General features: G+C 33.3%; 17 protein-coding genes and 4 tRNA genes. 9 read left to right on the top strand and 12 right to left on the bottom strand.

The annotated features are described in order from the left end of the window. Positions 1-19 precede the first annotated feature (19 nt). Entirely contained in the window at positions 20-2,647 is a 2,628-nt protein-coding gene (gene alaS, locus AABL81_RS02000) for an alanine--tRNA ligase (RefSeq protein ID WP_158209470.1), read from the bottom strand. A gap of 220 nt (positions 2,648-2,867) precedes the next feature. Between alaS and AABL81_RS01995 the strand changes: the two genes are divergently transcribed. Genes AABL81_RS01995 through AABL81_RS01975 form a run of 5 tightly spaced genes read left to right on the top strand, consistent with a single transcriptional unit; the run spans position 2,868 to position 6,072 of the window. Then, the gene (locus tag AABL81_RS01995; protein ID WP_341340247.1) at positions 2,868-3,845 is read left to right on the top strand and encodes a M23 family metallopeptidase; all 978 of its coding nucleotides are present in this window, start codon (positions 2,868-2,870) and stop codon (positions 3,843-3,845) included. Beyond that, on the top strand, positions 3,845-4,174 hold the full coding sequence (locus AABL81_RS01990) for a MerR family transcriptional regulator (protein ID WP_090405104.1): 330 nt from the start codon (positions 3,845-3,847) through the stop codon (positions 4,172-4,174). The genes AABL81_RS01995 and AABL81_RS01990 overlap by 1 nt, the downstream gene beginning before the upstream one ends. A 13-nt stretch (positions 4,175-4,187) precedes the next feature. Continuing rightward, complete coding sequence (locus AABL81_RS01985) at positions 4,188-4,784, top strand: LemA family protein (protein WP_090405102.1); 597 nt, start codon at positions 4,188-4,190, stop codon at positions 4,782-4,784. A 2-nt stretch (positions 4,785-4,786) separates the two neighbouring features. After that, complete coding sequence (locus AABL81_RS01980; protein ID WP_158209471.1) at positions 4,787-5,227, top strand: TPM domain-containing protein; 441 nt, start codon at positions 4,787-4,789, stop codon at positions 5,225-5,227. 5 nt (positions 5,228-5,232) lie between these two features. Further along, a complete protein-coding gene (locus tag AABL81_RS01975; RefSeq protein ID WP_341340246.1) occupies positions 5,233-6,072 on the top strand; it encodes a TPM domain-containing protein in 840 nt (279 codons plus the stop codon). A gap of 101 nt (positions 6,073-6,173) precedes the next feature. On the opposite strand, the gene AABL81_RS01970 is transcribed toward AABL81_RS01975, so the two are convergent. The 3 genes from AABL81_RS01970 to era form a co-directional block, all read right to left on the bottom strand. After that, positions 6,174-8,906: a TonB-dependent receptor gene (locus AABL81_RS01970; protein WP_341340245.1), complete on the bottom strand. Its 2,733-nt coding sequence runs from the start codon at positions 8,904-8,906 to the stop codon at positions 6,174-6,176. A 64-nt stretch (positions 8,907-8,970) separates the two neighbouring features. Next, positions 8,971-10,281, bottom strand: coding sequence for a ribosome biogenesis GTPase Der (der, locus tag AABL81_RS01965; protein WP_158209474.1), 1,311 nt, complete (start codon positions 10,279-10,281; stop codon positions 8,971-8,973). 66 nt (positions 10,282-10,347) lie between these two features. Next, positions 10,348-11,235 carry a GTPase Era gene (gene era, locus AABL81_RS01960; RefSeq protein WP_090405088.1) on the bottom strand — a complete coding sequence of 296 codons (888 nt, stop codon included), beginning with the start codon at positions 11,233-11,235 and terminating at the stop codon, positions 10,348-10,350. Between the two features lie 118 nt (positions 11,236-11,353). Here era and AABL81_RS01955 point away from each other — a divergent pair. Together AABL81_RS01955 and AABL81_RS01950 are read left to right on the top strand one after the other, a co-directional pair. After that, positions 11,354-11,426: transfer RNA gene (locus tag AABL81_RS01955), tRNA-Met, on the top strand. 395 nt (positions 11,427-11,821) lie between these two features. Continuing rightward, positions 11,822-11,894: transfer RNA gene (locus AABL81_RS01950), tRNA-Met, on the top strand. A 131-nt stretch (positions 11,895-12,025) separates the two neighbouring features. Here AABL81_RS01950 and AABL81_RS01945 read toward each other — a convergent pair. After that, positions 12,026-12,868, bottom strand: a complete 843-nt coding sequence (locus AABL81_RS01945; protein ID WP_341340244.1) for an HAEPLYID family protein — start codon at positions 12,866-12,868, stop codon at positions 12,026-12,028. A 269-nt stretch (positions 12,869-13,137) separates the two neighbouring features. Here AABL81_RS01945 and AABL81_RS01940 point away from each other — a divergent pair. Further along, positions 13,138-13,210: transfer RNA gene (locus tag AABL81_RS01940), tRNA-Met, on the top strand. A gap of 353 nt (positions 13,211-13,563) precedes the next feature. After that, positions 13,564-13,636: transfer RNA gene (locus AABL81_RS01935), tRNA-Met, on the top strand. Positions 13,637-13,761: 125 nt separating this feature from the next. Here the strand turns inward: AABL81_RS01935 and AABL81_RS01930 are convergent. The 7 genes from AABL81_RS01930 to AABL81_RS01900 all read right to left on the bottom strand — a co-directional run bounded on the left by AABL81_RS01930 (position 13,762) and on the right by AABL81_RS01900 (position 22,698). Continuing rightward, positions 13,762-15,675 carry an ABC-F family ATP-binding cassette domain-containing protein gene (locus AABL81_RS01930; RefSeq protein WP_158209476.1) on the bottom strand — a complete coding sequence of 638 codons (1,914 nt, stop codon included), beginning with the start codon at positions 15,673-15,675 and terminating at the stop codon, positions 13,762-13,764. 9 nt (positions 15,676-15,684) lie between these two features. Continuing rightward, the gene (locus tag AABL81_RS01925; protein WP_090405079.1) at positions 15,685-16,749 is read right to left on the bottom strand and encodes an NAD(P)/FAD-dependent oxidoreductase; all 1,065 of its coding nucleotides are present in this window, start codon (positions 16,747-16,749) and stop codon (positions 15,685-15,687) included. Positions 16,750-16,809: 60 nt separating this feature from the next. Then, entirely contained in the window at positions 16,810-17,694 is an 885-nt protein-coding gene (gene porN, locus AABL81_RS01920) for a type IX secretion system ring protein PorN/GldN (protein ID WP_158209477.1), read from the bottom strand. Positions 17,695-17,729: 35 nt separating this feature from the next. Beyond that, a complete protein-coding gene (porM, locus tag AABL81_RS01915) occupies positions 17,730-19,292 on the bottom strand; it encodes a type IX secretion system motor protein PorM/GldM (RefSeq protein WP_158209478.1) in 1,563 nt (520 codons plus the stop codon). A 29-nt stretch (positions 19,293-19,321) separates the two neighbouring features. Next, the gene (porL, locus tag AABL81_RS01910) at positions 19,322-19,993 is read right to left on the bottom strand and encodes a type IX secretion system motor protein PorL/GldL (RefSeq protein ID WP_158209479.1); all 672 of its coding nucleotides are present in this window, start codon (positions 19,991-19,993) and stop codon (positions 19,322-19,324) included. Between the two features lie 40 nt (positions 19,994-20,033). After that, a complete protein-coding gene (gene porK, locus AABL81_RS01905; RefSeq protein ID WP_158209480.1) occupies positions 20,034-21,434 on the bottom strand; it encodes a type IX secretion system lipoprotein PorK/GldK in 1,401 nt (466 codons plus the stop codon). 121 nt (positions 21,435-21,555) lie between these two features. Then, positions 21,556-22,698, bottom strand: coding sequence for a formimidoylglutamase (locus tag AABL81_RS01900; RefSeq protein ID WP_158209481.1), 1,143 nt, complete (start codon positions 22,696-22,698; stop codon positions 21,556-21,558). Between the last annotated feature and the right edge of the window lie 2 nt (positions 22,699-22,700).

The raw sequence follows: 22,700 nt of genomic DNA, 5'->3' as shown, positions 1-22,700 counted from the left end.
ATCTTTTTTTAATAAGTTTTTATTTTAAATAATCTTTAGCATGTAAAACAGCCTCCGCTATTCCTGCTGGATTCTTACCACCTGCAGTAGCAAAGAAGGCTTGACCTCCACCTCCACCTTGGATATACTTACCAAGTTCTCGTACTATTTGACCAGCATTTAATCCTTTTGTTTCTACAATCTCTTTTGAAACATAACAAGTCAACATTGGTTTATCATTACTAACACTTCCAAATAACACAAACAGATTAGTGAATTCATTACCTAATTCATAAGCTAAATCTTTTGCTCCAGATGCATCTAAATCTACCTCAACAGCTAAGAAAGAAACTCCATCAACTTCTTGAATTTGTCCTTTCAATTCTCCTTTAAGGTTTTTAGCTTTTTCTTTCAACAACTGCTCTACTTGTTTTTTCAACTTAGCATTTTCATCTTGCAAAGAAACTACTGCTTTTAAAGTATCTTGTGGATTCTTTAAAACTATTTTAAGCTCTTTTAACGTATCTTCTTGTTCTGTATAGAAATTACGTGCTGCCTTGTTAGTTATAGCTTCAATACGACGAATACCCGCTGCAACAGCTCCTTCACTAACAATTTTAAACTGCCAAATGTCTGCTGTATTATTTACGTGTGTTCCTCCACATAATTCCATACTCTCTCCAAAACGAATAGCACGAACCTCATCTCCATATTTCTCTCCAAATAACGCCATAGCACCTTCTGCAATAGCTTGAGCCATTGGAATACTTCTACGTTCAACTAAAGGTAATTGCTCATGAATGCGATCATTTACAAAATCTTCAACTTGTTGTAACTCTTCTTCTGTAACTTTAGCGAAATGTGAAAAGTCAAAACGCAAGTGAGAAGGAGATACTAACGAACCTTTTTGCTCAACGTGAGTACCTAATATTGTACGCAATGCCTGGTGTAACAAGTGCGTTGCAGAGTGATTTGCCATTGAAAGCTTTCTTGCCTCTACATCAACTTTTGCTACTAAACTTGCATTTACATTACTTGGTAATTCTTTTACTATATGTAGAATTAAGTTATTCTCTTTTTTCGTGTCAATTACTTTAATAGTTTCATTAGCTGAAACTAAAACTCCGCAATCACCTACTTGTCCTCCTCCTTCTGGATAGAACGGAGTAGCATCTAATACGATTTGGAATAACTTACCATCTTTTTTACTATCAATTTTTCTATAACGAGTAATCTTAACGTCATTCTCTAATTGATCATATCCAACGAACTGCTCAACATTTCCAGACACTAACATTGTCCAGTCATCTGTAGATACTTCTGAAGCAGCACGAGAACGATTCTTTTGTTCTGTCATTGCAGCATCAAAACCAGCTTCATCAAGTTCTAATCCTTTTTCACGTAAGATTAATGCTGTTAAGTCAATTGGAAAACCAAAAGTATCGTATAATTCAAAAGCTTTAGCTCCAGAAACAACTTTACCTTCTGTTTGTGCAATTACATTGTCTAATAAGTGTAATCCTTGTTCTAATGTTCTTAAGAAAGAAGCTTCTTCTTCTTTAATTACATTCTTAACTAAGTCTCTTTGGCTTGTAATCTCAGGGAAGAAATCTCCCATTTGAGTACTCAACACATCAACTAATTGGTAAATAAATGGTTCTTTCTTATTTAAGAAAGTGAATGCATAACGGATAGCACGACGTAAAATACGACGGATTACATATCCTGCACCATTATTTGACGGCAACTGCCCATCTGCAATAGCAAAAGCAACTGCTCTTACGTGGTCAACAATAACACGAATTGCAATATTTACCTTATCTTCTTCCTCATTAGCAGCCTTTATAGTGTATTTAGCTCCAGTTAATTCAGAAACCTTAGCAATTAATGGCGTGAACACATCTGTATCATAGTTTGATTGTACTCCTTGTAAAACCATACAAAGACGTTCAAACCCCATACCTGTATCTACGTGTTGTGCTGGTAATTTCTCTAAAGAACCATCTGCTTTACGATTAAACTCCATAAATACATTATTCCAAATCTCAACTACTTGAGGATGGTCTGCATTTACTAAATCTTTACCTGCTATTTTTGCTTTCTCTTCAGCTGAACGAATATCTACGTGAATTTCAGAACATGGTCCACAAGGCCCTTGATCTCCCATTTCCCAGAAATTATCTTTCTTGTTACCCAAAAGAATTCTATCTTCAGAAATTAATCCTTTCCAAATATCATAAGCTTCTTGGTCAAATGGAACATTCTCTTCCTTGCTACCTTCAAAAACAGTAACATAAAGAATGTCTTTCGGTATTTTATATACCTCTGTTAACAATTCCCAAGCCCAATTAATAGCTTCTTTCTTGAAATAATCACCAAAACTCCAGTTCCCTAACATCTCAAACATAGTATGGTGATAAGTATCAATACCTACCTCTTCTAAGTCATTGTGTTTTCCTGATACACGTAAACATTTTTGAGTATCAGTGATACGATTACTTTTTGGCTTGGCGTTCCCTAAGAAATATTCTTTAAACTGGGCCATCCCAGAGTTATTAAACATTAAAGTTGGATCGTCTTTCAAAACGATCGGAGCAGAAGGAACAATTAAATGTTCTCTTTCTTCAAAAAAGCTTAAAAACTTCTGACGAATTTCTTGTGATTTCATATCCTATGGAAACTAAATTTATCTATTCTATTGTTAATATAAAGCTATTCTTTTACTTGTTAAACATTTTGTAAATTAGTGAATAACCTTTTTCTTTTATCTATCCTTGTTGACTTAAAACATCAATAAACCAAAAACATTTTTTAAATTTGTTAGCTAACGATATTTAAAAACTGAAGGATTAAAAAATTTTAGTGCAAAAATAGTGTTTTTTTAAAATATGGCTAAGGTAAAATATTATTACGACCCCGAAAAATTAGCGTTCCTAAAAATACGCCCTAAAAAGTTCAAACAAATAAGTAATATTTTCTTATTTATCTTGTCTGCAGCTATTTTTGGTGTTTTAGGCCTATTTGTCATGATCAATACAAACATATTACAAACGCCTAAAGAAAAAAAGCAAGAAAGAGAACTTGCTGAGTTTAAAACAAATTATGTTCTACTAAATAAAAAATTAGACCTTGTAGCTGAAGTTCTTGATGAATTAGAAGTTAGAGACAACGATATTTACCGTGCTTATTTTAATACTTCACCAATTCCTGAAGAACAACGAAAATCGGGCTTAGGAGGAATAAACAGATATCGTTCTTTTGTTGGCTTAAATAATGAAAAACTCTTAACAGAAACAAATATGAAGATTGATCAGCTAACAAAACAAGTTGCTATTCAGTCTGAATCGTTAGATGACATCATCAAGTTAGCTAAAAAGAAAGAAGAATTTCTCGCTTCTATTCCTGCAATTCAACCTGTAAAAAATGAAGACTTGAAAAGAATGGCTTCAGGTTATGGATACCGAAGTGACCCTTTTACAAAGATTAAAAAATTCCACGCTGGTATGGATTTTTCTGCAGAAATAGGCACTCCTATTTTCGCAACAGGAAATGGAAAAATAATTAGAGCTAATAATGAATTATCAGGATATGGTAATCTTATTGAAATAGACCACGGTTATGGATACTTAACAAGATATGCCCACTTAAGCAAATATAATGCAAGAGCTGGACAAACCGTTAAACGTGGAGACATAATCGGATACGTAGGTAGTAGTGGTCGTAGTTCAGGACCACACTTACACTATGAAGTACATTATTTAGGAAATGTAGTAAACCCTCTTAATTACTATTACGGCGAAATTTCAGCTAAAGAATTTGAGCTTATGGCACAAGAGGCTAACCAAGAAAATCAATCACTTGACTAATGGAATTAAATTTACCTGACAAACGTTATTACAGCATTGGAGAGCTTGCAAAAGCTTTTAATGTAAATGCTTCCTTATTGCGCTTTTGGGAAAAAGAATTTGATATAATCAAGCCAAAGAAAAATGCTAAGGGAAACCGTATGTTCACTCCTCAAGATGTTGAGAACTTACAATTAATCTATCACCTTGTGAAAGAAAGAGGATTTACTCTTGATGGTGCAAAAGATTACCTTAAAAGCAAACCAAAAGAAATTGCAGACAATTTCGAAATTATAAAAAAGTTAGAGGGAATTAAGAATGCCCTTATTAATATTAAAAATGAACTTTAAACAGTAAAAACAAATGAAAAAAGCTTTAGTACCTATCGTCGTATTAGTTGTAATCTTTATCGGTCTATTTAGTTATGGAGTTGGTATCAAAAACAACGCTTTAGAATTAACACAAACAGAACAAAAACAATGGGCTGATGTTCAAACAGCTTACCAAAGAAGAAACGACCTTATCGGTAACCTTGTGAAAACTGTACAAGGGGCAGCTAATTTTGAAAAAAGCACTTTAGAAAGCGTTATTAATGCTCGTGCTAATGCTACTAAAGTAACTATTGACCCAACAAATATGACTCCTGAAAACTTTGAGCAATTCAATAAAGCACAAAGTCAGTTATCTTCAAGTCTTTCAAAGTTATTAGTGGTTTCTGAAAACTATCCTGAATTAAAGTCAAATACTAACTTCTTGAAATTACAAGATGAAATTGCAAGTACAGAAAATACTATTCAAACTCAAAGAATACGTTTTAACGATGCAGTAATGAATTACAATAACTATGTATTAAGATTCCCTAATTCTGTTTTCGCTGGTATGTTTGGCTATAAAGAAAAATCTTTCTTTAATGCTGTTGAAGGTGCTGAAAAACCAGTAGAAGTTAACTTTGAATTTTAATTATGGCTACAATCTCTGATTTTTTATCTACTGCAGATGAAAATGAAATCATAAAAGCTATAGAGCAAGCAGAAAAAAATACTTCAGGCGAAATAAGAGTTCACATAGAAACTTCTACTAAAAAAGAAGCTATGCAAAGAGCGCAGGAAGTATTTTTTGAATTAGACATGAATAAAACATCACAACAAAATGGTGTTTTGTTTTATATCTGTATCAACTCAAAAGCTTTCGTAATCTTAGGAGATAAAGCAATAGACGAGAAAGTCAAAAACGAAAACTTTTGGGAAGGAACTAAAGAACTTGTTATTAATCACTTTAAACAGGGATTATATAAACAAGGACTTATATATGGCATCCTTAAAGCAGGTAGTAAATTAAAAGTGTATTTCCCTTCACAAGGAGATAACAAAAACGAATTACCAAACGAAATTTCAAAAGCATAGCACTTATGATGCAACTAACAAAAAAAGTATATCATTTCTTTTTTACGGCAGTATTCTTATTACTATCGCAAGTAAACTATGCTCAATTTGATATCCCTGCTAAGCCTGCTCGCTCTGAACAAACTTTAGTCTATGACTATGCTAATTTATTAGATGGAGGACAAAGAAAACAACTTGAGCGAAAACTAATTGATTATAGCAATGAAACCTCAACACAGATTCTAGTTATTGTCATCCCATCTCTACAGGGAGAAAACATAGGTTTACTTGGTCCACGTTGGGGACATGAATGGGGAGTTGGTCAAAAAGGAAAAGATAATGGGGTAGTTATTCTAATGGCAGTAAAAGATCGCCAAATCGGTATTTACCCTGGTTATGGAGCAGAAGAGAAAATTACTGCAGGTCAAGGAGGAGACCTTATTAGAAGTAGAGTAATTCCAAATTTTAAAGCTGGAGATTACTACGGAGGTATCAATGAGGCCGTTGATGGGGTAAGTGAGATGCTATTAGGAACATATACTAATGACAATCCTACTCGGTTAGAAGGTGATAACGAAGTTGGTGGATTAGGCTGTTTATTTTTAATTATCATTATCATATTCTTAACCATTATATTCAGTAAAAATAATGGGGGAGGAAATGGCGGTGGCGGTCGTGGAAAAAGAAGCTTTGGAAGTGACTTAGCTGATATTATCATATTAAGCAATATGGGCCGACGTAGTGGCGGAAGTAGCTGGGGTGGAGGCTTCGGCGGCGGAGGCGGCTTCGGCGGTGGTGGAGGCGGTGGCTTCGGTGGTTTTGGCGGAGGAGGATTCTCTGGTGGAGGATCAAGCGGAAGCTGGTAACCTAACACAAATAATATTATTGCAAACAATATATAAAACAACAAAGGGCAGAATTATCTGCCCTTTGTTGTTTTATATATATTGGTATATCTATCATTTCACTACATTCTCATTGAGCGCATCGAACGCATCCCTCCTCTTCCTTTTCCTCTTTTACCTGCAAATTCATTTAATTTATAAGTCAAAGAAAACATTACATATCTCTTTAATACTAAACTCTCTGAATCTACGATTTGCATCGGATCAATTGTTCTTCTTGAACTAGTATTTTGATTTAATAAATCATACACTTTAACTTTTGCTCTAAATTTCTTTTTAAAGAATTCATAAGCTAAACTTACATTCCACATATAGAAATCACGTTTAAACCCCTTAGCTATCTGTGAATTATAAGTGTATGCAAAATCATTTCCGAAAATAATACTCTTAGGCCAATAAGAAGTCGTCTGTAAGTTAAACCTGTGCGTAAAATTACTTGCTTTATCTACAGAGAAGTTAGTATAACTACTTGAATAGTGATTGTAAGTATAAGAAGGTCTTAAAGTAAGAAAATCACCATAATCATAAGTCAAATAGACTCTTGGCGAAATAGTATTTGAAGTTGCATCGTAAGTTTCACCATCTATATATCCTTTACTTATTGATTGATTAAAACGCACTCCTACTCCATATCGTAAACTATGCTCTTCCCACTTGTTACTTCGATACCAATCACCTGAAACAGACCATTGATAATTACCTGATATATTTTTAAAAGTAGATATACTCTTTCTATCTTCGTCATACTCTACAGCACTTACAATACTATTATTATAAATTGTTGTACTTGCCGAAATTGTATAACCTGCTCGAGTTTGAAAATCATACGAACGATAACTCATATTAATATTATGAGTCCCCGTTGGTTTTAAATCAGGATTACCTATAGACGTATTAAGGGGATTCGAAATATCTGTAATATCTAACAGTTGAGCTGCACTTTGATATGTTACATTGTAATTATAAAATCCAAAAATATTGTTCTTTTTACTAAATTGATAATTAAACAATGCATTAATATTAGGGTCAATATAATACTTATCTAAACTATACGTCTTAGCATTATATAAAGCACTTGCTGAATTCTTCACAATCTTTGTTTGCGTCATTAAATTTGCATTAAACTTACTCTTAACAAGAGTGAAATTTACAAAAGGTACGACCTCGTTTTGCACTGTATTATAATGATTTGTCTGTAATGTGTTTAATTCGCTATACCCACCAGTAAGTTCACTAAAATCATAAACCTTTAAATCTGAAATAGATTGATTTCGATTCCAATTAGAACCGAATGACACAACCAATGAATCTGTAATCGGTTGACTATACTCTACAGATATTCCATAATTATCTGAGGAATTAATGCTTTTTTGATATTGTTTACGCTCATCATCTTCTTTCTCTGATTGATAAAACTTCGTATCAGATTCTGACAAAATATCATTGTTGCTATTACTATTAGAATTAGTTAATTCAATACTTAAAAACTGCCCTGTTTTTTTAAAGTTTCTAATATAACGTGCAGAACTTCCAAAATTATAAGAATCTCCTACAGTATAAGAACGTGAATTGCTTTCATTCAACAATTCTCCCTTTTCATCAAAAGACACTTGATCGCTTATACTATTTGAGTAATTATGACTTTTATTAAAAGTAGGACTAAAATAAAACGCATCTTTATCACCTGTGTAATCTACAGACACATTTCCTCTATGCCCTTCGCTGCCACTATTGCTTGATGAATTTGAATTATTCGTAAACTCTCCTGAAGGAAGAAACTTCGTAATTATAGACTTATTCCAATTCTCTACTTCAGCAAAATTATAATTATAACTACCGTTTACATTTAACTTATCAGAAACATTCTCAACAAAATTGACTCCAAGCATCCTTGACTCTGTAATGCCTCCTGAAGACCTACCGGTACGCATATTATCAAAGACTTCATTCATAGAGAAACCACTTGCGTTTATGTTATTTGCAGATCCTACGACACTTACTTGTCGACGCTTATTGAAGCTATTTAAGAACAAAGCACTTTCATAACGATCATTTGACCCATATCCTGCAGATACTCGCCCAAAATACCCTTTATTTTTATCCTCGTCAATGGTGATATTAATACTCGCATCATTTGTCTTGCTTCTTTCTTTTGTAAAACGTTCTTTTTTAGACTTTTTATCTGTTACTTGTACTTTTTTAATGATATCAGATGGTAAGTTTTCAAGAGCAATCTGCCCATCTTCATTAAAAAAAGGTTTCCCATTCACTAGTATTTCGTTGACAGCCTTTCCATTTACTGTGATTTTTTTATTCTCATCTATCTGAACTCCTGGCAACTGTTTTAATAGCTCCTCTAAATTAGCATCTGGTCTTACCTTAAATGAAGAAGCATTAAACTCTAAAGTGTCTTTCTTAATGCGAATTGGTGGTGCTTCAGCAACAATTACAAGCTCATCTAAATTCTGACCATACTCTTTTAAGATGATATTTTTTAAATCAACTTCTTGCTCTATTCCTTCTTTAAACGTTTTAGAGAACTCTTTAAAACCAATCATTGAGGCTTTAAATACAACAGGTGTATTTACCTTATTAAACTTCAAATCAAAATAGCCTTTTAAATCACTTACAGTATATTCAACCAAAGTAGAATCCTTCTCCTTAGATAAGAAAATTGTAACGGCTTCAATAGGATTATTTAACGAATCAACTACTCTCCCTTTAATAGACGTAGTATTCTGAGCTAATAAACTTACAGATGTAAGTATAAACAGTAAACAAAATATATTTTTCATAATAAAAAAGCGGTCTTTGTATTAACACAAAGACCGCTTAGAATATTGTTCAAGTTGAAACTTATTATTTCTGACGGAAATAAATATCGATTGGCACACCACTAAAGTTGTACATTTCTCTTAACTTGTTTTCAATATATCTCTTATAAGGATCTTTGATATATTGAGGCAAGTTAGCAAAAAATACGAACTGAGGCGTATCTGTAGGCAATTGCATACAGTATTTAATCTTGATATACTTTCCTTTAATTGCTGGAGGTGGAGTATGCTCAATAATTGGCAACATCGCTTCGTTAAATTTCGAAGTAGAAATACGTTGTTTTCTATTTTCAAAAACCTCAACAGCTGCTTCCAACGCTTTTAATAAACGTTGTTTTGTAATTGTAGAAGTAAAGATAATTGGCACATCTGTAAATGGAGCAATCTCTTCGCGAATTTTCTCTTCAAACTGTTTAGCAGTCATTGTATCCTTGTCAATAAGATCCCACTTATTCACTAAAATAACAACTCCTTTTCTATTCTTCTCAGCTAACCAAAAAATACTTTGATCTTGTCCTTCAAATCCACGAGTAGCATCAATCATTAAGATACAAACGTCACTATGTTCAATAGCACGTACAGATCTCATAACAGAATAAAACTCTAAATCTTCTTTTACTTTTGCTTTTCTTCTAATACCTGCAGTATCTACAATATTAAAATCGAAACCAAATTGTGTAAAACGAGTGTCAATTGAATCACGAGTAGTACCAGCAATATCTGTAACGATATATCTATCCTCCCCGATTAAAGCATTAATAAAACTTGACTTACCAGCATTAGGTCTTCCAACCACTGCAAATCTTGGTAACTCATCTTCTTCTGCTTCAACTTCCTCTTCTACTGGTAATGCCTCAACAACAGCATCTAATAAATCTCCTGTCCCACTACCACTAATACTTGCAAATGGATAAATTTCTCCTAATCCTAAATTGTAGAATTCGAAAGTATCATCCATACGTTTAGCACTATCAACTTTGTTTACTGCAACAAGAATAGGCTTTGTTTCTTTACGTAATAAACGTGCAACTTCTTCATCCATTGGAGTAATTCCTTGCTCCACGTCTACCACAAATATAATTACGTCTGCCTCGTCAATTGCAAGACTTACCTGACGTCTAATTTCTCCTTCGAAAATATCCTCAGAACCTTTTACGTATCCTCCTGTATCAATAACAGAGAATTCACGTCCATTCCATTCTGACTTGCCGTAGTTTCTATCACGTGTTACACCACTAACCGAATCTACGATAGCATCTCTTCTTTGAATCAAACGATTAAAAAAAGTTGACTTCCCTACGTTTGGTCTACCAACTATGGCTACTATACTACTCATAAATATCTAAATATGTCGCAAAGTTAGTATTTCAATGCGATATTTTAATTATAATTTTACTATTCCTTATTTCTTTTGATTGTATCCGAAACGACGCAACTGAAAATCGTTTGTTCTCCAATCTTTATTCACTTTCACAAACAACTCTAAGTGTACCTTTTTCAAAAAGAATTTTTCCATTTCTTCTCTTGCGGCAATACCTACTTTTTTAAGTGCAGATCCTTTATGTCCAATGATAATCCCTTTCTGACTATCACGTTCAACCATAATAACAGACTTAATGCGGATGATATTTTCCTCTTCTTTAAACTCTTCCACTTCTACTTCTACAGCATAAGGAACCTCTTTGTCATAGTTTAAAAGTATTTTCTCTCTGATAATCTCACTTACAAAGAAACGCTCAGATTTATCTGTTAATGAATCTTTAGGATAATAAGGAGGTGAAACTGGCAACAATTCTACAATACGATCAAACACAGTTTGCGTATTGAATTTCTCTAAAGCAGAAATTGGAATAATCTCAGCGTTAGGAACCTTAGTTTGCCACATTTGCATTTGTTCTTCTAACTGTTCTTGGTTAGATCTATCAATTTTGTTTAATAACAACAGAATTGGCGTACTTGTTTTAGTGATACGATTAAAGAACTCTTCATCTTTCAATTCCTTCTCACCTATCTCTACCATATAAATTAATAGATCGGCATCTTCAAATGCAGACTTCACAAAGTCCATCATAGACTGTTGCAATTCGTATGCAGGTTTAATTATACCAGGTGTATCAGAAAACACAATTTGATGATCATCTCCATTTACAATTCCTAAAATTCTGTGTCTAGTTGTCTGTGCCTTAGAGGTGATAATTGAAAGTCTTTCACCTACTAATGCGTTCATTAACGTTGATTTTCCTACATTAGGATTACCTATAATGTTTACAAAACCTGCTTTATGCGTCATATTTAATTTATTTTCTGGCGCAAAGGTAGTTTATATCAACGACATAGGAAAAATAAAAATATAAAAGCAGAATAAATTTGTCATTCTAAATAATCATCTTATATTTGCACCACTATATCGCGGGATAGAGCAGTAGGCAGCTCGTCGGGCTCATAACCCGAAGGTCACAGGTTCGAGTCCTGTTCCCGCTACTAAGTAAGCCACTTCAAATGAAGTGGCTTTTTTTATGCTTATACTTTTATACTTAGTAAAATCATCTTTCTTAATTCGCACTTTTTCAAAAACAGCGTAAACTTTACATCACGTACTGAGATATACAAGTATATTCCCTACAAATTATCGATTTTATATCACTTCATTTATCCTTACTTTATATCACTTTTAATTCAATATTATACGTCAAATCAATTTATGAACAGCTATAGCTTATAAAACAAGCTTTAACATTTAAAAACAAAATTACTCTTACAAACTACAATACAACAACTTATAAAACCAAAAATGTTAAACTTCAACTATTACAGAATATTAATCTCCTTTAGTTGCTCTTTTTAGAATAATTCATTCTATATTTGTACCACAATAGCGCGGGATAGAGCAGTAGGCAGCTCGTCGGGCTCATAACCCGAAGGTCACAGGTTCGAGTCCTGTTCCCGCTACTAAGCAAGCCACTTCATTCGAAGTGGCTTTTTTTATTTTACCATATACCATAAAAAAAGCTGTTATATAAAATACAACAGCTTTTACTTAAAACTATATACACAAAAAGGATATATCCTTTATCTTCTTTCTACGGTTCCCAAATAATACGAGTTAAGAAATCCATCTTCATCTCTTTATAACTTGACAATGGTATCCCTGTAACAAAACCTACCGCAAGATTATGCAATAAAGCAACTTTTATCTGTGGGTGTAATACATATTGGAACCTATCTTGTCTGAAATCAATATTATTCTCAATACCAATAAAGTTCTTAGAATTAGGTAAAACATAAAGTAAACTCGCATTAATTGTACCTAACACACACGTCTCTCCTGTATCAAATGTATTCTCAAATACTGGTCCACCAAATACCATTGCATTGAAATTATTAAACTTCTTAGCAACAACTAAAATAGGATTCATTCGCATTCCTGTAAAAAACTTCCCATCACCATCTAATTTCTTCAAGTAGTTCATTTCAAATTCGTGAATATAAGCTACTGCCATCGAAGTCTGAGCTTTTTCATTTACCAAGAAAGTATATTGAGTAGCTAATTTTATCCCTTCTATTCGATTATTAGGAATCATTTGATTTCCTATCCCCTTTTCTTTACTATTAAAAGAAAATGGAATCTCTACTTCTACTCCTAACCTATTAGCAACAGCCCATTCATATTCAATAAATCCAAAATACTCGTTATAATGTTTATGATCTGCAACACCAAACCCCATATTGAACTCTGCCTCTCCCTTTCGAGCACCTAAATCTCTCATCAAATCATTAAACAAAGGCTCTGCGTGTTCAACTTTAGGTAGTAACTTCTTTTCTCCGCTTAGACTATCTTTTGCTTCTTGAGCAATACTAACATACCCTATAAATAAAAAAAGCACTGATAGTGCTACTTGTAACTTCTTACTGTAATATCTCATTCAAATTATTTTGGCGCAAGTTACAATGCAAACCTACTTACTAAATAGTACAAATCTTTTCTATTCTAATACAAAACTTGAAATTCACAAACCTTAACTAATTAAAAATCAACAACACATAATTCTATCCTTTTTAAAAATAAGACAAATTACTCATTTTAAACAAGAGCTTTCTCTGATTCAAAAACAACACGACTCAAAAAAAAGTAAAATATTTCCTATCAATTCTTGCCAATTCAATTATTCGTACTATATTTGCACCACTATATCGCGGGATAGAGCAGTAGGCAGCTCGTCGGGCTCATAACCCGAAGGTCACAGGTTCGAGTCCTGTTCCCGCTACTAAGTAAGCCACTTCAAATGAAGTGGCTTTTTTTATGCTTATACTTTTCTTGTGTACATTGTAAAGACTGATACAATATCACCTACTTTCTTCCTGCTTCAAGGTCAAAATAAACTGCACTGCTCTCATTAATACTCATCCTTTTTAAAAATAAACACACTAATTCTATATTTTATTTTTAAAAAGATAAAAGTATAAGTAAAAAAGCACCTACCTGATTCAATACACTTTACTTCAATTTAAACTCAACATTACCTCTTAAAAGTACTACTCAACAAGAACAATACACCGTCTTCAGGCATAGCCCTATTTTGTCAATTCAAATAATTATTCTACATTTGCACCACAATAGCGCGGGATAGAGCAGTAGGCAGCTCGTCGGGCTCATAACCCGAAGGTCACAGGTTCGAGTCCTGTTCCCGCTACTAAGCAAGACCACTTTCAAAAGAAGTGGTCTTTTTTATTTTTAATAAATAGCTTTATAACGCCTACTAACAACAAAAGGGAGTACTTTACAAGTACTCCCTTTGTTATTTTTACTCTTATGCTATTACATTAACTCTTCTTGGATTTGTTCCCACTCTTCCATTAAATCGTTAATTCTTTTTTTCTTTTTCTCATAATCACTGAAGAAAGCAGTGTCTTGTATTAACTTTTCATAGTCAACAGCCAAACGCTCGTCATCTTTAGCAACTTTCTTTTCAAGCTCGTTAATCTCACTCTCTATTTTGCTAATTCTATTTTGCAAAGACTTCTGTTTCTTTTGCTCATCATAGCTAAGTGTTTTTTCTTTCTTAACCTCACCTTTACTCTCTTTAACTGGAGCATCTGTTCGCTTCTCAATTTCACGCATATCTTGAGCATTTCTCTCTTCTAAGAAATAATTAATATCTCCTAAATACTCTCTAATACGTTGATCTTTGAACTCATAAACAAATTCCGTTAAACCTTGTAAGAAATCACGGTCGTGAGATACAAGCACTAATGTTCCTTTAAAGTTTAAAAGAGCATTCTTCAACACATTCTTAGATTTAATATCCAAGTGGTTGGTCGGCTCATCCATTAAAAGTACGTTAATTGGCGACAACAACATTTTACATAGTGCAAGACGGTTTCTTTCACCTCCAGACAATACTTTTACTTTTTTCTCAACGTCATCTCCTCTAAACAAGAAAGAACCAAGCATATCGCGTACCTTAACACGGTTGCTATCAGTTGCAGCATCTAACATTGTATCCAAAATAGTCTTTTCCCCATCAAGATAATCAGCTTGATTTTGTGCAAAATATCCTATTTGAACGTTGTGACCTAACTTAATACTTCCATCATACTCAAACTCGTTAATAATAGCTTTTATCAACGTTGACTTACCTTGCCCATTTTGTCCTACAAAAGCAATCTTAGAACCACGCTCAACAAGCAATGAAATATCTTTAAAGATTACTTTCTCTCCATACTTCTTAGTAACCTTATCTATCTCAAGAACTACTCTTCCTGGCTCAATACTAACAGGGAAAGAAATATTCATTACAGCATTATCATCTTCATCCACTTCAATACGCTCTACCTTATCTAATTTCTTAATTAAAGATTGTGCCATTGATGCTTTAGTCGCTTTATAACGAAACTTCTCAATTAACTTCTCTGTTTCCTCGATCTTCTTAGCTTGATTCTTCTGAGCTGCCAATTGCATCTCTCTAAGCTCTTCTCTTAATACTAAATACTCTGAATAAGGCTTATTAAAATCATATATCTTCCCTAATGAAATCTCAATCGTACGATTCGTTACATTGTCTAAGAACATCTTATCGTGAGAAATAATAACTACTGCACCTGGGTAAGTTCTAAGGAATTGTTCTAACCAAATAATACTTTCAATATCCAAGTGGTTAGTAGGCTCATCCAGTAATAATACATCATTATTTTGAAGTAATAACTTAGCTAACTCAATACGCATACGCCAACCTCCAGAAAAAGTATCTGTAAGATTATTAAACTCTTCTCTTTTAAATCCAAGTCCTTGAAGAATACGCTCCGTATTTCCAACGTAATTATATCCTCCGATTAATTCAAAACGATGCGTTAAGTCACTTAACTTTTCTATTAATTCAGAATAAGAATCAGACTCATAATCCGTACGCTCAACTAAAGCTTTGTTCACTTTCTCTAATTCCGCCTCAACTTTTTTAATTTCAACGAATGCCTGATATGCTTCGTCTAATACCGTACGACCTGGCGTAAATTCAATATCCTGTCTTAGGAATCCAATGCGAAGATCCTTTTCCATCGCCAAACTTCCTGTATCAGGTTCCATATCCCCTGATAACAACTTCATCATTGTTGATTTTCCAGCTCCGTTTTTTCCTACAAGACCAACACGGTCACCAGCTCCAATACGGAATGTTACATTCTCGAATAAAAATTCTCCAGAAAAAGAAACTGAAAGATTATGTATATTTAACATACTATGATTCTACTTAAGTTTAAATTTTTTATACCTATGAATTGACAAATTCTCTTCTAAAGGCATTTTATTTTCAATATTATTATATAATTTATCTGCTAAAAATGGTCCTAAAAGCACACCTCTTGTACCCAGACCATTCATCACATGAATTCTATCTGACTGCAAACTTCTTCCTAAAAGTGGTCGTCTATCTTTAACCGTTGGCCTTACACCTGCACTATGCTGTACTACTTCAAAATCTAAGTCCACTACTTCTTTTAACCCAGCAATAAGTTCTTCTAAACCTTCTTTACTAACGTCATCTGTTTTATCTTCCCAATTATAAGTAGCACCTACTTTATAGTGATTATCTCCCAAAGGAATTAAAAAGACATTTGCTTTTAAGATAAAATCGATATTCAAATCTGGAATCTTTACGACCATAACCTCACCCTTAGTTCCATCTAAAGGCAACTCTTTAAAGAATGGGTTATTCAACATTCCAAATCCTTCTGCAAACACAATATGTTTTGCTTCTATGTCCTTGTAAACTACCTTTTCATTATCAAAACTTAGTTGATCAAAATCAAAAGCTTCTACACGATAGACTCCTTCTTGATGCAATAAAGCCCTATACTTACTTATTAATACTTTTGTATCAACATAACCAGTTTCATTTACGACACCAAAACCATAAGGAGAAAGTACTCCTTTGATTTCTTGACGATCTAAATTAGATGACAAATAACTCTCTAAATTAGGTCGATCTGCTGCTTGAAACCAATTATTTTGTTCCTCAATAGAAACAAGTCTACGATACAATGGTATTTCGTGCATAAATTTAGCACCCAATTTCTCCTCTAATTTAGCATAGAAAGGCTTTGCTATAGCTAATTGCTCACCTACTTTCCAAACTTCTGTAAAGCGTTTTAGCACTACAGGATTGTACATCCCTCCTGCTTGCAATGACGAAGAACGTTTTTCATTATCTATAACAATAAAACTCTTTCCCTCGCTTGCTAACTTCTCTGTAAAACAGATACCAGCTAAACCAGTTCCTACTACAATATAATCTACCATAACATAAAGCATTAAAAAAGCTCTTATCTAATTTAATAGATAAGAGCTTTCTAAATTAGAATTACAAAATTACTAATTCCACATATCATCTTCAAGGTTTCGAATCAATTCTTTGATTCTTTCACCTTCCATAAGTGATTTTAACTCATTGTTTTTAATGTATTCATCTACACGACGGTTTCCGTATACATTATCAGACTTATAAATAGTAGAACTAAATCTTCTTGAATTCAACAAATGGTCGAAGTTAATCGGATTCATTGGATTCTTAGGATTAAATGCATAATTCTGGAATAATACTTCACGAGCATCAGCAAAAAGAATCCAGAATAACTCTACATAATTCTCATTTGCTGACCCTTTAGTATATAAATCCGCAACTACTGGAGCAATACCCAATAATCTATATTTTAATTGTCCTTCATTTCTATCGAAATACCACATACCCATAATGTGATATTCTTTTACATCTGAAGCACGTAATTCAACCTTTTGAATGTACTCATCAGGAATAGCTTCTCCTGCGTTGTAATACTCAATACCAACATCAGTAGTATCAACCTTAACAAATGATGACTCAATGTCTTTTAAAGCTCTGTGTACTTTAAATTCACTATCGTCATAAACTTCTGTAATAGTCCCTGATTTAATACCATCAAGTAAAACTTGAAACAACGGTTTTCTACCATCACTATCATACTCGTCAATAGGGTATAAGTAAGCTTCGTTTGATTTTTCAGCTAAAGAAATATTTTCCCAAACCTTAATACCAAATAAGATATCACTTTCCTTAACATGTCCGTAAGGAATTGGTCCCTCAGCTGTGATTAAAATCTCTTCAATTGGTTTGATACCAATCTCACTGGCAGATTTTGCGTTCAAAATGTTTGTCTGCGCAAAACTTCCAATTGAAAACAATGAAAGAACTGCATATAGTGAAAAGTTTTTCAAATTCATATTCTTAATATTTATTCGTATAAAATTCGGCTAAATTAATTGATTTCGAAAGTACAAGGGGCTGTTTTTTTCAAAGCATAATTTCCTGCTCCTTCTAAACGTACCTTAATATCAGATATCACAACAACATCTCCTATTCTTGCTCTTCTAATCGCTGCTTTAGCTCTATCATTCATTCTATTACCAGCAACTACTACACTTGGTTCTCCTGGCACTTGAAGTACAAAACTTGTTACAGTTAAGTTCACATCAAAATCAAAATCATCAAGTTTAGCTCCTACAGTAACTATCTCTAAGTTTGACTTAGGTCCCTTAGCTGCATACTCTCCACGTACAGTTCCTCTTGGAGAAGGAATATCTTTAATACGGAAAACTTTGCTATCAGAAACTCTTTGTCCATCAGGTAAAGTTCCAGAAACATTAATAGATACTTCACGCCCTGCTTGAGGATTTAAGATATAAGCTCCAACTCTTCCAGCTTTAGATAAACCAGGAGCTGACGCTACAACCTTATCATCACTAATTCCAGCAAATGAAATAGTCAATGGGTTAGCAACACCACGATACACTACGTTCATTTTATCTGCAGAAATATTAGCAGAGTTAGGTTTTGGTACAACAACGTAATTTCCTTTAATTGGAATCTCCACTGGACTACCTTCTTCCATAAAAGTAAACAATCCTTTGATGTCGTGTTCTCCAACATTTCCTGTATTAAAGTTTAAGTTAACTTGACCTTCACTTAAAGACTTATTCAAGTCGATTGTCTGTCCGTTTACTGTAACTTTAGTAGGTACTGTTGATTTATCGTATCTACCTAATACTACTTTACCTTTGAATGCTTCACCTGCAAAATATGTAGACTTGTCAGAAATAACAAATGCTTCATAGTTACGCATTGACGCAGCTTGTGTAAGTGTATTACCTAACAAACTATTATAAATTTCATGCTCAATTACCTTTGCATCATTTTGCATTGTTGACAATTTTGTCAATGTCGCAATTGCAGGGAAACCTTGGAAATTATAATTCAAATATGGTTTAGTGATACCCTGACTATCTTTCACATCATTAATATCAAATCTATTATCAAGATCAATAACGATTGGTTGAAACTTAGTATCAGCTAAAACAGTTTTAATATCAGTTTTATACTTTTCTATTGCATTGATAAAAGCTTGTCCTTCTTCAGAGTAATTATCCCCTGCGAACCAAGCAGCATCAATCAAATCTCCTTTATCCATACGCTCAGCTGGTAACTTACCATCAGCTGTTCTTTCTCCTTCAAAACCTTCAGTTATTCCAGATTTCAACTGATCAACGTATGCATAAAACTCCTTAGTAATACCAGAAACTTTCTTGGCAATTTCATAAGGCCCCTTAAAACGAGTTGGATCATCTGTTGCTTTTTCACCCAAGCCATTCAACAATTCATCATTGCTTAGAATAGCAGCGCTATTAGCAGACTCAAACTTCTCGTTAACCATACCAAAAGCAGAAAGAACCTCCTTCGACATCTGAAGTGCCATCATTGCGATAAACACCAGATACATCAAGTTAATCATCTTCTGCCTTGGAGTCAATTTTTGTTTTGCCATTACCTTATAATATTTTTACGAATTATAAACTAATTAGCATTTCTATTTCCACCCATAGCAGAAAGCATTCCACCATAAACAGTATTAAGAGATGATAAGTTATTTGTTAATGCTTGCATTTGCTCTTTTAACTTAACGTTATTTTCTGCAACTGCTTGATTGATCTCTGCATTTTTACTTGCACTGTCTAATTGTACTTTATACATTGCGTTTAATGACTCTAACTGTTTGGCAGCTAAATTCATTTCTTCAGCATATTTCTTAGTAGAAGCAACAGAATCTACAGCAGGTCCCATTTCTCTTGAAGCAGCTTCGAAATTGCGAATGCTTGTACCTAAACTTTTCATTAACTCACCATCAATCTTAGCTTCTTTCAACATATCATCTAATTTCTTAGAAAGTGATACTTCAGTAGCTTCAGGATTTACTGCTTGAGTTTGTTCATTTTTAAATTTTCTTATTTCTTTTGACTCCCCTTCATTTAATTCTGGGAAAACTTTTGCCCAATCTAAATCGTCATCTACTGGTTCAAATGCAGAGATAGCAAAAATAAATGCCTCTACTAATAAACCTACAGTTAACATATTATTACCATTCAATGGACCAAACTCCATATGAGTAATTTTAAATAATGCACCAATGATTACAACTGACGCCCCCATTCCATAACAGAAGTTCATCACTTTTTTAGGTATTGCCATAGCTATTTTTTTCTTTTTTTTTTTATTTTTTCCCTTATAATTAACGAGCCATTCTTGCAGCATTCACTTTTGATAAAGAACCAGAAACAGATTGAACCGTTCTGAATCCAACATAACTTCTTGCTGAGTCAGCATATTCTTTATCACGTTTAGCAACTTGTAAGAAATAAGCAGGATCTCTCCATGAACCACCTCTAACTACTTTTAAAGGACTATCACTTCTTCTATTTCTTGGTTTTAAAGTTGACATATAATCATAGCTTGAAACATCATATGTAGAACTTGTCCACTCAGACACGTTACCAGCCATATTATATAAGTTATATCCGTTTGGAGGATATGCACGTACATCTGCAGTGTATAAAGCACCATCAGCGGCGTAATCATTTCTTGTAGGTTTAAAGTTTGCCATAAAACATCCTTTTTCATCTACAGTATAAGGACCTCCCCAAGGATACATAGCTCCTTCAAGACCTCCTCTTGCAGCATATTCCCACTCGCTTTCCATTGGTAAACGGTATTCTTGAATATCAACTGCTTGCTTATTTTGTTTTAAATGTGTGTTTTTATACATTGTTCTCCAAGCAGCAAATGCTTTAGCTTGGTGCCAATTCACACCTACAACAGGATACTCTCCAAAAGCTTCGTGCCAAAAATAATCGTTGTGCATTGGCTCATTATAAGAGTACTTAAATTCTTTAATCCAACGTGTAGTATCAGGATAAATTAATAAATTCTCTGTTTTAAGGTGTCTTTGTCTTTTTCCTCTTGTGTCTGCAGAACGATCACTAATCGCAGCATCAACATCAATGTAAGTATATTTAAACTTTAATTTAGACACATCAAAAGTAGTTAATCCATTATATGTATCTCTTGCAGAAATATATAATGAATCCATTACCTCAACATAATGCTCGTCTGGATATCTATTAACATCATTTACCAAATTAACTTTCTTATTTAATAAACGACCTGCATAAATATCATCAGATGCTTGTAAGCTATAGTAGTTTTCATACATATATCTTTGGTAAGCAGTCATCTTATCTAAATTTTCTTCTGCATCAACAAATGCATAAGCACCTATTCCTCCAGATTCTTTTGTCATCCCCATTTCATCTGCAGCAATTGCTAATTTTGTACGAATGATAGAATCTTTTACCCAGTTAACAAATTTTCTATATTGATTATTAGACACTTCTGTCTCATCCATATAGAACGAACCAACAGTTACTGTTTTTATAGGAGCATCTTGAACACCCAAGATATCTTCATTTGCTTGTCCCATTGTAAATGTTCCCCCAGGAATTCTTGACATTCCTTGTGGTTTTTGAACATCCCATCTCTTTCCAGGATCTCCGCCTAACAATTCACCACGATCTCCAGTTCCACAACTGGCTAACAAGGTTAACATAGCTCCTAATGTAATGATCTTCTTCATATAATTTTAGGTTTTTTATATATTACTCTTAAAAAACTAATGAGTATTTCTTTTATTATTTTTCACAAAACAAAGCTAAAAATTAATTTAACTAAATTACTTAAAAAAGTTAAAATTTTAATTATAGCAAACTTTTTTTCAATGTACGCCACCATCTTTCGGGTACATTTTGACTTATAGCCAATTCATAATCTTCATAACTACAAGGTAACAATACCTTTCGCTCCGTATTATTAAAGAATACAGGTGCTTCTACCCACCATCTCTCTGATACATCACTTTTAAAGAAAATCAAATCATCATAACCTTCAACAGGCACAATGTATTTTAAGTAACTTTCTTTACTCACAAACGGGTATTCGTTAGATCTAAAATTTACACCTTCAACAAAATACCACAATATCTGTGCTATTAATAACGTCTCATTTTTGTTATTATTATAATTAAAAATACCAAAAGACGAAACTCTATCACTTAATCCTGAATAACGAGCTAAAGAACAAATCTCTTTTCCGTCGAATCCATTGGGATTAAAAAAATCAAAATTACCTGAATCACCTGACTTTACAACACCCATATCAATACTAATGATATCTGCATCTCTCAAAACAGGCTCTGCTAATTTTATATTCTTTGTTATCTCTCCTACTCTATATGCCTCAAAATATAAACTTTCTATCAAGTCGATTTCTTCTTGGGCATTAAAATAAGTCTGATATCCTATATTAGAAAAATTAAACAAATTAACAGGTTCTTCCATAATAATGCGAGACAAAAAACTCTCTGCAGGAAAACTTCCTTCTTTAGCTAAATCCAACTTGGCATCAATGGATACTAAGTTGACCATTTGCTCTAATTTGTCATATCCTCTATAAATAGCATAGGTCATATCTTGTGAACCTCCAATCACAATTGGAATAACACCATTTTTAACCAAGTCACCAACTAAGGTTTTTAATAAAAAATAAGTGTCTTGCAATTGTTCTCCAGGCAAAATATCACCTAAGTCAATCATATTTGTACTCCAGTTTCCAGGAAACAAAGCATAAAAGGCTTTTCTAATTTTAGATATATCAACAATATCATCATCGTTATTAAAACCACGATTATCTACTACTCCTATAATCGCAATTCGATATCTATTGTAGTTTTCAAAATTACCACCAGAAAAAAAAGTAATTTTCTTACCTAAAGATTGACTTGGCAATCCGTCAATATAGTTTATTAACTCATCTCCGATAGGTCTTAATAACTCATATAACATAT

This window comes from Myroides sp. C1519 (genome assembly GCF_038039755.1).
GTDB classification, from domain to species: domain Bacteria; phylum Bacteroidota; class Bacteroidia; order Flavobacteriales; family Flavobacteriaceae; genus Flavobacterium; species Flavobacterium phaeum_A.
The sequence above is the reverse complement of the archived record's forward strand: the minus strand, read 5'-3'. Positions and strand labels throughout refer to the sequence as shown.